This is a genomic window from Shewanella sp. SM73 (genome assembly GCF_025653795.1).
Lineage (GTDB): Bacteria > Pseudomonadota > Gammaproteobacteria > Enterobacterales > Shewanellaceae > Shewanella > Shewanella oncorhynchi.
In genome coordinates this window covers 126,913-139,448 of the sequence record NZ_JAKKRY010000005.1, presented here as the reverse complement: position 1 = coordinate 139,448, position 12,536 = coordinate 126,913, and the positions used below count along the sequence as shown (strand labels likewise).

Below are 12,536 nucleotides of genomic sequence, written 5' to 3'. Positions count from 1 at the left end.
ACTTTATTTGACTGTGGATGTGCTATGAGTGCCCATGCTGATTTAACTCAGTTAGCCTTAGATTTAACTGTCGGCGTGTCGACGCAAGACAGATTTGAGCGTTTGTTGGCAGTGGTCAGGCGGCGTGTCAATTGTGATGCTGCGGCATTATTGGCATTTCGGGAGCAGCAATTTGTCCCCTTGGCGATAGATGGGCTCTTTGCCGAAGTGTTAGGGCGGCGCTTTCAAATTAGTGAGCATCCGAGATTAGAGGCTATCGCCCGTGCTGGCGATGTGGTTCGTTTCCCTGCCGACAGTGAACTTCCCGATCCGTATGATGGTTTAATTCCACATCATAGTGCGAACTTACATGTACATGCTTGCATTGGTTTACCACTAATCGCGAACGATCGCTTAATTGGGGCGCTCACCATTGATGGTTTCAACCCTCATCAGTTTGATGGTTTTAGTGATAGCGAGTTGCGTGTGATCAGCGCACTGGCCGCAGCCAGTCTTAATACTGCGTTATTGATGCAACAGCTAGAATCCCAAGTTGTTGAAGTTTCCAATGGAACTGAGGTGCTCAATCGTCCTGCTAGTCAGCAGGAGATCATAGGGCAATCCACACAGATCCAATCGCTAAAGCAGCAGATAAGTGCCGTGGCAGGCACTGATTTATCGGTATTAATTACCGGCGAAACTGGCGTGGGTAAGGAGTTAGTGGCCGCGGCGATACATAATCAATCGACCAGAGCCGATAAATCACTTATCTATTTGAACTGCGCTGCATTGCCTGAGTCCGTCGCCGAAAGCGAGTTATTTGGGCATGTAAAAGGGGCATTTACGGGGGCAATCAGTCATAGGCAAGGCAAGTTTGAACTCGCTGACAAGGGGACCTTGTTTTTAGATGAAATCGGGGAGCTTCCCTTGGGGCTGCAAGCTAAGTTATTGAGGGTTTTACAATACGGTGAATTACAGCGAGTGGGCAGTGATAAGAGCCTAAAAGTTAATACTCGGATTATTGCTGCCACTAATCGAATTTTGCACCAAGAGGCAACGGAAGGGCGCTTTCGTTTCGATCTTTACCATAGGTTGAGCGTATTTCCTATCCACGTAGCACCATTAAGAGAGCGTGGGCAAGATATTGTCATGCTGACAGGTTTTTTTCTTGAACGTTGTAAAGCGAAGTTAGGACTCACCCATATCAATATCACACCCGCAGCGCAGCAGTTATTAGAGCAATACACATGGCCGGGTAATGTGCGTGAGCTAGAGCATGCGATACACAGGGCTGCGGTGTTGGCGAAAGCCGAGCTAAAAACGGCTTATATCAGCTTAAGTGATAAACATTTTCAGCTCGATTCTTTGATGAATCAAGCACACAGAACAGTCGACGAAGATAGACCATCAGATGCCGCAACGCCAGCCAGTGAATTAGCATTTAGGTCTGAGTCGGCCTGTCGTGAGGGACAGTCGCAAGATAATTCTAGTGTTATGCTGGGGCTTAAGGCTGCGACTGAGAGATATCAGCGTCAACTTATTCGTCAAGTTTTAGCCGCGAATCAACAAAATTGGGCTGCGTGTGCAAGAATATTGCAAATCGATACAGGTAATTTGCACCGACTTGCAAAACGGTTAGGTTTAAAAGAATAAAATATTGCGTGAAGAGATTTTATTCTGCAGCAAAACCCCTGCCTCGATTCTTAGAAGAACAGTGTTGCTACGCCTAAGAGTGCGAACAATACGGCGCAGCCACGGTGTATCCACAACATAGGCAATTTTTCGGCGCTGAAGTGGCCTGCGATCACTACGGGTACGTTAGCAAGCAGCATGCCTAAGGTTGTGCCTGCAACCACCATAGTTAATGAATCGTATTTTGCGGCTAATACCACAGTTGCGATTTGTGTTTTATCCCCCATTTCGGCGATAAAAAACAGAATAAAGGTGGCGAGAAAGGGGCCCATTTTATAGAAACGGCTCTCTTCTGCATCGACTTTATCGGGGATTAACACCCAAAGAGCGATCGCAAAGAATGACGCAGCCACTAAATAACGTGCAAGATCTGGGCTTACCCAGTTAATGGCCCATTGACCAATCCAAGCGGCGGCAAAATGGTTAAATAATGTCGACAGCAAAATACCTAAAATAATGGCGGTTTTATTTTTAAATCTTGCGGCGAGGATTAGTGCAAGCAATTGAGTTTTATCACCAATTTCGGCGATAGCAACCGTAAAGGTTGAGGCAAGTAGGACTTCCAAGTGTGATCCTTTAGGGGTGGTTATGACATAAGCACAATAAACCGTCCACCCCTAGGTGCGGTCATTGTGCTCAGGTCTTGCTGGGCAAATCTATGATTTGCTGTGAACACCATGGCATGTTGCCAAGTATGTTGATGTTCACCCTAGATGACGATGGCTCGAAATCCAGTTAGCTACTCCCCCGAAGCGAGGTGGGCATTATACCTAGGTAAGATTTAGTTTCAAGCACGAGTTTATAACAGTAGGTGCTGATAAATGTTTGACAGGTGTCAGAAAAATACCGATTCACATTCTGTAACTTAATGAATATAAATGAATTATTTTTTGACAACGTTGTCTTTTGTTGCTAATTTAGCCAAGTCATTTCTACTTGGTTACATACTGTTAACTCGTAGTGACTCAATGATAACGACTGTATTTGGCAAACTAATTGAAAAGTTAGGACGCAAAGCTTCCGGTCTAAGGTTGTAAATGGATTTTTTAGTGAACTAAGATAGCGGAGTTGCCGCAGAATTCGATTTCTGTGAAAGATAAACGACTGCTGTTTAATGCTGTTGTTTGCCCAAATACCACTTTTATATCTAAGCCTATCATTATGTTTAGGATGATAGGCAATCAATGGAGTGCATTAAAGTGGCAAATCCTACTGTTTTTTCCCCTATTTCTAAATTGAGTTTATTGGCCGCGGCAGTAATGGCGACGAATGCGTTTGTGAGTATCTCTGCGCAGGCGCACGGTTATGTTGTGGCACCTGAATCGCGTTCATATGCCTGTAAAACAGGTAAAAATGCCAATTGTGGCGCGGTGCAATGGGAGCCGCAAAGTGTTGAGGGGCCATCGGGTTTTCCTGAATCAGGTCCTGCTGATGGCAAACTGGCGAGTGCTGGCAATGGTGCTTTTTCACCTTTGGATGAACAAAGTCCGAGCCGTTGGGCAAAGACGGATATTAAAGCGGGCTGGAATAAGTTCAGTTGGCAGTTCACAGCAAATCATGTCACCCGTAATTGGCGTTACTATTTAACTCGCCAAGATTGGAACCCAAACCAAGCTTTGAGCCGAGCGAGCTTTGACTTAGCCCCCTTTTGCGTAGTTGATGGTGGTATGGAACAGCCGCCTAAGTTAGTGACCCATGACTGCTATGTGCCAGAAGGTCGCAGTGGTTATCAAGTGATCTTGGCCGTGTGGGAAGTGGGAGATACGACGAATAGTTTCTACAATGCTATCGATGTGAACTTGGGCTCGGGTCCTGTTGTGCCGAGTGAATGGCAAGATGTGGGGGATATCAATCCGTCACTCGATCTAAAAGCAGGCGATAAAGTGATGACCCGGGTGTTTGACGCCAATGGTGAGCAAGCGGCTAAGCAAACAGTCATTACCATTACCGATGCGACTCAAGGTGATAAACAAAATTGGCCTTTCCTATTAGCGAGCGCGATTAATGCCCAGCAGTCCCAGTTAAAAGCGGGACAAAAAAATGCATCGGGTGTGATTGAGCCTGTGTATGGCAAAAATGACATTTTTACAGCGAAAAACTCAGGTATTGAGCGTGTCGAAGTAGGATTTGATTTAGCTCCTGCTCCGGGCAACAGCTTAGAAGTCACTTCACTTGCCGACGATTATCAAATTATCGATGGTGCGGCGAAGGTCAGCTTTGATGTAACCAGTAACGCTGAGATGCTAGTGTCAGCGTATTTGTTTAGCCATGATGGCACCGCGGCAGGTTTTGTGAGCCAAACTGTTAACAATACCAGTGCTAGCTTAGTGTTAGACGTCGTTGAGCCTAAAGCTGGACATTATCATTTGCAGGTAAAAGCTGAGCCTAAACAAGGTGATGTTATTCAGCAGAACTTTGATCTCTTCTTAAAGGATCAAGCTCCTGCACCAGAAGCTGATTTTGTATTCCCAGCAGGCGTGAAAGGTTACGTTGCAGGTACTACAGTGTTACAGCCTAAAAATGGCAAAGTGTATCAATGTAAGCCATTCCCTTATAGCGGCTATTGCGTGCAGTGGTCGGCTTCTGCCACAGGATTTGAGCCAGGTGTTGGCGCTTCTTGGGCTATGGCGTGGACTGAGCTGTAAATTAACTTTTTGAGTTAATCAATTCTCAACATGATGTGATTGAGCTTAAACATATTCGCTGTGTTTAAGCCCTTTTTGTCTGCATCGGATGGAAAAAGACCGGCTTTATTTTGATTCGAGCCTAATACAAGATTACAGGTATTCTCAACAAAGGTAGCGATTTTGTTGGCTTGTATATTTTCGTTTATCACAGCGCTATTAAGTTGTTACCGTACCGTTTGCTACCCTTCTTTGTTCACAACTGGCTTGCCCACTGGGTTTGGCTCTGTTAATGTCCCAAACTATCTATTTAATCGATGCTTATATCGGTACATTAATTTGGGCTATCACAATTGAAAGTCATGCCATTTTTCAATAATCGATTTAGTTAGCCTCAATGGCTACTGGGTTGAAACATTCAAAAGCTATTGGGGCCAATTGATCTGCTAGGTCGAGATCTGATTGGATGCTTTAAGTGATGTGTCGCTTATTTCGATTTAAGACGCAAGGCTTTATCGGTTCAAATCTTACTCAAATAAAATAATAATTAATTATTGAACAGGACTATTGTGTGAATTCAAAAATGTTAGGCTCGATCGCCATCGTTGCCGGGACGGCCATTGGCGCAGGTATGTTAGCGTTACCTTTAGCCACAGCGGCTTTAGGTATTATCCCTGCTTTAGTGTTACTCGTCGTTATTTGGGGCGTGTCCGCCTATACCTCATTACTTATGCTCGAAATTAACTTACGCACTGGCGTGGGGGATAACGTGCATGCTATTACGGGTAAGTTACTGGGTAAAAAAGGTCAAATAATTCAAGGTGCTTCTTTCCTGAGTTTATTATTTGCCTTGACCGCGGCTTATCTCACCGGCGGTTCTTCGTTATTAGTGCTTAAAGCGAAGAACATGTTCGATATCGTGCTCGATAATCAAGTCGCAGTGTTGTTATTTACACTCGTGCTCGGTGGCTTTGCGGCGCTAGGTGTTGCTTGGGTCGATAAAGTTTCACGTTTCCTATTTTCGTTAATGATTCTATTGCTCGTGGTGGTGGTATTATTTTTATTGCCCGAAGTCAGTATTGCTAGCATGGCAACTGGCGCGATTGCCGAGTCTATGACCAGCAATTGGATGGCGGCAATTCCCGTGGTGTTTACTTCGTTTGGTTTCCACGTCTGTATCGCCACTTTAGTGCGTTATCTCGATGGCGATGCGGTATCACTGCGTAAAGTGTTGTTAATCGGCTCGACGATCCCACTTGCTTGTTATGTTCTGTGGTTATTGGTGACTTTAGGCACAGTAGGCGGATATGAGGTGAATAGTTTTGAAGGTTCACTACCTTCACTCGTCACGGCATTACAGGATATTGCTCATACACCTTGGATCAGCAAATGTATTTCATTATTCGCTGACTTAGCCTTAGTGACCTCATTCCTCGGTGTGACCTTAAGTTTATATGACTTTATCGCCGAATTAACTCGCGCCAAAGAAACGTTTGCCGGCCGTATTCAAACTTGGTTACTGACCTTTATTCCGCCTGTTTTGTGTGCCTTGTATTTGCCTGAAGGCTTTGTGGCGGTACTGGGATTTGCGGCCGTACCATTGGTCGTGATGATTATCTTCTTGCCCATTGTTATGGCACTGCGTCAACGTCAGTCGCAGCTTGGGGGTTATCAAGTGTCTGGTGGATCTGTTGCGTTAGTTATTGCAGGCTTGTTAGGTGCCGTGATTGTGGGTGCCCAGCTATTTGTTGGGATCTAATTCATTGCAATAGGTGGGCTTTTTAGCGAACGCGGCTGAGTAACTTTGATTAAATGTATTTGCTTTGTAAGCGAGTTTTTCAGAGTCTGTTATAGAGAGTGTCGCATGTGATAAAGTCAGGCCCCGGCCTGACTTTTTGTTTTTTAGGTTTTAAAGCGAGTGATGCTGGGTTTTAGCACAGTTATTTAAAATTAAAACAATGCTATTAAAACGAGAAAATGGCCCAGCTTGCGCGTGGCTTCATTCACATAAAACGGACTTAACACAATGAAAAAATGGTTACTCACAGTTGCCGTGGCCGCTAGTTTTGGCGCACAGGCTGACGAAGGTATGTGGCAGCCCCATCAACTGCCTGCTATGGCTGATGAGCTAAAAGCAAAAGGCCTTGAAATTGATGCAAAATCGATTTCTAAACTCACCGAATTCCCGATGAATGCCGTGATAAGCCTCGGCGGTTGCACTGCATCATTTGTATCGCCAAAGGGCCTAGTCGTGACTAACCATCACTGTGCCTATGGGGCGATTCAATACAACTCCACTCCTGAGAAAAATCTGCTGCAGGATGGTTTTTTAGCTAAGACCTTCGCCGATGAATTACCTGCGACCCCTGGCTCACGTGTCTATGTGACTGAAGATGTCACTAATGTCACTGAGCGAGTTAAAAACGGACTTGAAGGTAAAGTGGGCAGCGCCTTCTATCAAGGCGTTGAAAGCCAAGAAAAAGCGTTAGTTGCTGAATGTGAAAAAGAAGATGGTTACCGTTGCCAAGTGTATAGCTTTCACGGTGGTCTCGAATATTATCTGGTTAAACAATTGGAAATCCGTGATGTGCGTTTAGTCTATAACCCAGCCGCGAGCGTGGGTAAATACGGCGGCGACGTAGACAACTGGATGTGGCCACGTCACACAGGCGATTTTTCTTTCTACCGTGCTTATGTATCTAAAGCGGGTAAACCAGCAGAATTTAGCAGTGACAACGTGCCATACGAGCCAAAAAGTTTCTTAAAAGTCTCGGCTAAAGGCGTGAGTGAGGGGGATTTTGTGATGGTGGCAGGCTACCCAGGTCGCACCAACAGATATCGCACAGCCACTGAAGTTCAAAATGAGTTTGAGTGGGCTTATCCCGAAGGCAAAATGCTGCGTGAACGCTTTATAGATATCATTAAAGAAACCGCGCCAGAGGGCAGCGACGAGCGTATTAAGTACGAGAGTCAAATTGCTGGCCTTGCAAATTACGCGAAAAACTTCACTTCTATGATCGAGTTTTACGGTAAATCAACCATGTTGGCTGACCGTAAAGCCCTCGAAGCTAAGCTTGCGGCGTGGATTGCCAAAGACAGCAGTCGTGAAGCGAAATACGGTAAAACCTTAGCGGAATTAGATGCCTTGATTGCCAAAGGCAAAACGCATCAAGAGCGTGACATGATCTTAAGCTACATAGGCAGCACGACTATGTTGCCGACGGCGCGTAGCTTATATCGCCTCGCGAACGAGAAACAACTGCCAGATATGCAGCGTGAACCGGGCTTCCAAGATCGTGATATGACACGTCTAAAAGCCAGCATGGAGCGTATTGACCGCCGTTATGCGCCAAGCGTTGATAAAGCGGTATTGCACGACATGCTAAAACGCTACGCCGCACTGCCAGAAGATCAGCGCCTACCCGCATTGGATAAAGCCTTTGGTATCGATAAAAAGTTTAGTGAAGCTAAGCTTTCGAAAACCTTAGATAAAATGTACGCCAAAACTGAGTTAGGTAAGAAAGATGTTCGTCTGGCGTGGATGGACAAATCCGTTGCCGATTTTAAAGCCTCTAAAGATCCTTTCATTCAATTCGCTGTCGCTATGTATGACACAGATATGGCTGAAGAAAAGAAAGAAAAAGAATTAGCGGGTGAACTAATGAAGGTGCGTCCGCAATATATGGATGCCATTATTGCTTACAACCTAGAGCAAGGTAAGCCAGTGTATGCCGATGCTAACTCTAGCCTGCGTGTCACAGTTGGCCATGTGAAAGGTTATTCGCCAAAAGACGGCTTAGTGGCCGTGCCATTCACTCGCCTTGAAGGCATAGTGCAAAAGGACACGGGTGTTGACCCATTCGATGCACCGAAGAAAGAGTTAGAGCTGATTAAGCAGAAGCAATATGGTGATTTCTATATGAAATCAATAGATTCTGTACCAGTAAACTTTTTATCAACTTTAGATACTACTGGCGGAAATTCTGGCTCACCGACCTTAAACGGCCGCGCTGAACTCGTCGGCCTATTGTTCGACGGTGTGTATGAAAGCATTATTGGCGGTTGGGCATTTGATAATGAGATTAACCGTTCTATTCATGTCGACAGCCGTTATATGCTGTGGGTAATGAAGTATTTAGATCATGCCGACAATTTATTAGCTGAGATGGAAATCGTTAAGTAATCCATTGCCGCATCAGCAATGGTGCGGCCTAGCATTATTCGGATTACTAGCATTTAAGCGCAATTTAGCGCTCTTTGAATGCAGCCATAACAAGATAATAAAATAGCGATAAACTCATTGGGTTTATCGCTTTTTTTTTGTGCAATGACTGCTGATAGCTGTTGAGATAGCTTCGCTATGGTATTACCGACTCGCAGCAAGTCCATCCGTGGATGCTCGACCGCCCCGTCCATGGGGCGGACGGTCGTCTCGCAAATCACCATAGCTCGCCTTTTTAGCATTAGCGGAACCTGTAGATTTAAAAGATTACGTAACATACTTTGGGACATAACCTTGTTAGATTTTTTACTCTAACCCATTGGTTTGGGATTAATATTTCTATGGATTAATGCCGCCCACAGCAGCCTAGCGCAGCGAGGTCCAGCGCGCAAAGATGCTTGGCTTTGTTATGTGTGTGATAGAAGGTAAGAACCATATTCATCTTGAACAACGCCTTGGTTTACAAAATTGAGCGAACTTATACCCAACTCTTTAGTCGCATTCTCGATATTTTCAGAATGTACCACTTTGACCGGCTCATAGTACTCACCTGTTGGAGAGTCAAAGGTATAGATATCTAGGTAATCTTCTGAACCTTGGTCATAAACTTCCCAAAGACTACCGCTAATACCTTTCTCCGTCTTTGCAAAGGAAGCCCAACGAATGCACCTTTCATCATTGAGAGTAAACCCTCCGATGAATATCTCAACTAATTTTCCGCGATGCAGCGCGGAATTCGCTTCTTCAATAGTGAGGTATCTACGAGTCATAATTTATCCAAAATTGAATTACCACCGTTACTTTGGTCACTTTGAAGCATTACTAAAATTTGTTCAACTAGCGGATTACTTGCAAAGTGCTGATGTGGCACAAAAATCATTTTGGGGCAATAGCTTTTTTAGCTGAATGAAAAGCTAGTGGGTTAGTGAGGATTGGCATTGTTGCAACTGTGACCGTTGACGGCGGACATGGCTGCTCTTCATATTCGTATGTTCGCGGCATCTCCACTTCTGTGTGCTATTTAAAGATGGAGGGCTTTATATTCTCTCTTTATTTCTTCTGTGTATTTCCTTTTCAATAAAAAGTATTACTTTTATGCCGTTTATACCTAGATAAAAATTTTTATCGTATTATCCCATCACTATTTCTTTATCTAGTTGATTCGCGAGAGCTAGATTCCCCACAGAAAAGGATTATTTATGGGACATAAGACATTATTGAGTGCTGTACTTTTAACCGCGACCTGCGGTGTCGCCACTTTTGCGGTGAATGCTGAATCGCTGTTTACTCCCTTTCCTGACGCCAAATCGCCTGAAGAAAAGCGTATCCACTTTACGCCCTTTGAACTTATCACCGCAGTGAATGGTGACAAGTTCACTCTGTTGCCTGTATCGGGGAAATTGACTCGACAAAGCGTTGAGTTACCAGAGGGGTATAGTCCTGAGCATGTTATCAATAACTATTTGGCACAGCTAAAAAAGCTGAATGCTGAAGTGTTATTTAGTTGTCAGGCCGTCACCTGCGGTGATGGTCAAGCCATGCAAACTCAGCTAAAGCCGCTTAAAAGCGTGAATGCCGACTATCACAGTGCTTACGTGGCGGCAAAACTGAAAGGTACTCGCGGTGAGGTTTACACCAGTATCTATGTCGTCAATCGCGAGGACAGATATACCTATCTGCAAGTCGATATTCTCGACGCTATCCCTGAGCCGCTGGACTTAATCCAAGCGAATAGTGACTTTTTACAGCAGGCGCCGAAGAACATTGAGATTAAAGATAGGCGTAGTGACGATGCTCAAGGCTCGACAGACCATCCTTTGCTGGGACGTATGCCCGGCAGTTATATTACAAGTTACAAACAAACTAACTTTACCCAAGTGCCTGTATTAGTGGGGATCTCGGGCGCAAATTATCAAACCAAATCGCTGAACGCCAAGCTTACCCAAATAAGTTATCAGATGCCTGAAAGCTATTCCCTGTTTGAAATTAACAGCAATTATGCCGCAGCCGCACAAAAGCTTGCAGCAGAGCGGGTATTCCATTGCAAAGGCACGGCTTGCGGCGACGATGATAGCCTGATTAATGCCATCAAATTAATCAAGGACGATAAAGAGGACGAATGGCAGGAGTATCAGCTGTTTAAGCTTAGTCACGCAAAGGGCGATGTTTACTTCGATATCTATTCCCAAGGATATTTCGATGGCACACCTGCCGATACTGCCCTCAGGGTAATGGAACTCTCTACTCTGAAGGATGATCGAGTGGCGATTGACCTCAATGCTTTGACCGATGCGATTAGCCAAACTGGCAAGGCGACGTTGGAGGGATTGCTGTTTGATTATGACAGTGAGCGCATGTTGCCTGAGTCCAAACCTGTACTGGAGGTGCTGGCAAGCTATCTTAAGCAGCATCCGACACTGAGTTTCTATGTGGTTGGACATACCGATGACAAGGGCGAGCGGAGTTACAATCAAAGCCTGTCGGAGCGCCGCGCCGCAGCTGTGATTAAGCAGTTGAGTGACGGGTTTCAAATTCCGTCGGCCCAATTAACCGCCCACGGTAACGGGGAATATAGCCCTGTCGCCAGCAATACTAATGACGCCGGACAAAAACTGAATCGCAGAGTGGAGTTAGTACTTCGTTCCGATAAAAAGTAGCTCATATTAATAAGCTTGAAAGGGGAGCTTCGTTTTATAGAAACGCCTGAGTCATCTCAGGCGTTTCTATCTTCATTGGAGTTCATTGGAAGATATTGTTCGCGCGGGCATTTGTCTAAAATTGAGGTTAGTAGCTTGAGTGTATTCGCCACTTGTCTTTCTCTAAATTGTCACTGCGGCTTTAAGCACTGCAACTTCCTGTGGGGTGAGTGGCCGCATCGCTCCTTCGGCTAAGGATTCTAGCGTTAATGTCATTAATGCGACGCGCTGTAAGTCAATTACCTTATAGCGTAAGGCGCTGGCCATACGCCGAATTTGCCTATTTAAGCCTTGCGTCAGCACGATTTCAAAGCTGTCCGAACTGAGGCGGCGAACTTGGCAGGGCAGGGTTTGCACATCTTTATAATTCACTCCATTGGCCATTTGCTCAACAAAATCATCTGCGAATGGCCTATCGAGACGCACATGGTAGGTTTTGCTGTGGGCAAAACTGGGGTGCATCAGTTTATGGGTCAGCTCGCCATCGTTAGTTAACAGCAACAGGCCGCGGGAATCTTTATCGAGCCTGCCGACGGGGTAGAGTCTTGGCGCTTTGGGAAGCAGGTGTATGAGGCTCGTTTCATCCTGCTCAAGCAGACGGCAATCTGTGCCCACAGCTTTGTTAAATACCCAATAGGCGAGTGTTTCGGCTTTAGTGATAGGTTTGCCATCAAACTCAATACGGTCGAGGCAGTGTAATGACTCGTCCAAACAGATGGGACCTGTGTGGCGGGCGATACCGCCATTGAGTGTGATGCGCCCAGCCTCAATCAAACGGCAGGCTTCACGGCGTGAGCCTATGCCACACTGGGCGAGGTATTTTGCTAAGCGCATGGATTACCCTAAAGTATTTGGCGTTCTTGGGCGCGATGATACAGTATTTTTGATAGGCGCCGCATTGCAAAGGCTAGGCTTAAACACCAAATAATACTCAAGTTAGTTTGGAGCCACATATTGGCTGAAACAGTACAAAAGCGTGTTTGGGGCACACAGGGAGGGAAATCCAATATGGTCCAATCTAATTGCAGGGTTAAACTCACTGCACTACAAAAGCTGATCAGGCTCAAATAGAACAGTGGCTTTGGGCAAATAAACCGAGGCACTATCCCCGCTATAATCACAAGGCTGTGTAAGATGAGGGTGCTTAATAGATAACTCGTTGAAACTATTCTGTGTATGCTCAAAAAATTAATGGGGAATATTCCCATCAAAATCACAGAGACTCCTACCCAAGCACCTGTAAGTGCTATGCATTGGCTAAACGTATCCAGTTTTAGTAAGTAGAGCCCAGTCATTGAAATGAGTATGCAGAGCCCTGCAGCC

General features: G+C 45.3%; 9 protein-coding genes and 1 riboswitch. Of the genes, 5 read left to right on the top strand and 4 right to left on the bottom strand.

The window, feature by feature from the left end; all coding sequences use genetic code 11:
- The first annotated feature begins 24 nt into the window (after positions 1-24).
- Positions 25-1,632: a nitric oxide reductase transcriptional regulator NorR gene (gene norR / locus L5M51_RS09370; protein ID WP_251068822.1), complete on the top strand. Its 1,608-nt coding sequence runs from the start codon at positions 25-27 to the stop codon at positions 1,630-1,632.
- Positions 1,633-1,682: 50 nt separating this feature from the next.
- Here the strand turns inward: norR and L5M51_RS09365 are convergent, their stop codons facing one another.
- Positions 1,683-2,237 (bottom strand): TMEM165/GDT1 family protein, encoded by a 555-nt coding sequence (locus L5M51_RS09365; RefSeq protein ID WP_263172447.1) that lies wholly within the window; start codon positions 2,235-2,237, stop codon positions 1,683-1,685.
- 410 nt (positions 2,238-2,647) lie between these two features.
- Positions 2,648-2,747: riboswitch (cyclic di-GMP riboswitch) on the top strand.
- 123 nt (positions 2,748-2,870) lie between these two features.
- Between L5M51_RS09365 and gbpA the strand changes: the two genes are divergently transcribed.
- The 3 genes from gbpA (at position 2,871) to L5M51_RS09350 (ending at position 8,478) form a co-directional block, all read left to right on the top strand.
- A complete protein-coding gene (gbpA, locus tag L5M51_RS09360; protein ID WP_263172446.1) occupies positions 2,871-4,316 on the top strand; it encodes an N-acetylglucosamine-binding protein GbpA in 1,446 nt (481 codons plus the stop codon).
- A gap of 562 nt (positions 4,317-4,878) precedes the next feature.
- Positions 4,879-6,054 (top strand): aromatic amino acid transport family protein, encoded by a 1,176-nt coding sequence (locus tag L5M51_RS09355; RefSeq protein ID WP_173248682.1) that lies wholly within the window; start codon positions 4,879-4,881, stop codon positions 6,052-6,054.
- A 267-nt stretch (positions 6,055-6,321) separates the two neighbouring features.
- A complete protein-coding gene (locus L5M51_RS09350) occupies positions 6,322-8,478 on the top strand; it encodes a S46 family peptidase (RefSeq protein WP_263172444.1) in 2,157 nt (718 codons plus the stop codon).
- Between the two features lie 53 nt (positions 8,479-8,531).
- On the opposite strand, the gene L5M51_RS09345 is transcribed toward L5M51_RS09350, so the two are convergent.
- Complete coding sequence (locus tag L5M51_RS09345) at positions 8,532-8,759, bottom strand: hypothetical protein (protein WP_263172442.1); 228 nt, start codon at positions 8,757-8,759, stop codon at positions 8,532-8,534.
- 165 nt (positions 8,760-8,924) lie between these two features.
- A complete protein-coding gene (locus L5M51_RS09340; protein WP_263172440.1) occupies positions 8,925-9,287 on the bottom strand; it encodes a hypothetical protein in 363 nt (120 codons plus the stop codon).
- A gap of 429 nt (positions 9,288-9,716) precedes the next feature.
- On the opposite strand from L5M51_RS09340, the gene L5M51_RS09335 reads away from it, so the two are divergent.
- Positions 9,717-11,174: an OmpA family protein gene (locus tag L5M51_RS09335; protein WP_263172438.1), complete on the top strand. Its 1,458-nt coding sequence runs from the start codon at positions 9,717-9,719 to the stop codon at positions 11,172-11,174.
- Between the two features lie 162 nt (positions 11,175-11,336).
- On the opposite strand, the gene L5M51_RS09330 is transcribed toward L5M51_RS09335, so the two are convergent.
- Positions 11,337-12,047: a 23S rRNA pseudouridine(2604) synthase RluF gene (locus L5M51_RS09330; protein ID WP_263172436.1), complete on the bottom strand. Its 711-nt coding sequence runs from the start codon at positions 12,045-12,047 to the stop codon at positions 11,337-11,339.
- Positions 12,048-12,536 lie beyond the last annotated feature (489 nt).

Bases quoted from the DNA above. Each gene is read 5' to 3' on its own strand.
- L5M51_RS09345 (WP_263172442.1), bottom strand. From the start codon at position 8,759: ATGCTAAAAAGGCGAGCTATGGTGATTTGCGAGACGACCGTCCGCCCC.
- L5M51_RS09350 (WP_263172444.1), top strand. From the start codon at position 6,322: ATGAAAAAATGGTTACTCACAGTTGCCGTGGCCGCTAGTTTTGGCGCA.
- L5M51_RS09335 (WP_263172438.1), top strand. From the start codon at position 9,717: ATGGGACATAAGACATTATTGAGTGCTGTACTTTTAACCGCGACCTGC.
- norR (WP_251068822.1), top strand. From the start codon at position 25: ATGAGTGCCCATGCTGATTTAACTCAGTTAGCCTTAGATTTAACTGTC.
- L5M51_RS09340 (WP_263172440.1), bottom strand. From the start codon at position 9,287: ATGACTCGTAGATACCTCACTATTGAAGAAGCGAATTCCGCGCTGCAT.
- L5M51_RS09330 (WP_263172436.1), bottom strand. From the start codon at position 12,047: ATGCGCTTAGCAAAATACCTCGCCCAGTGTGGCATAGGCTCACGCCGT.
- L5M51_RS09355 (WP_173248682.1), top strand. From the start codon at position 4,879: ATGTTAGGCTCGATCGCCATCGTTGCCGGGACGGCCATTGGCGCAGGT.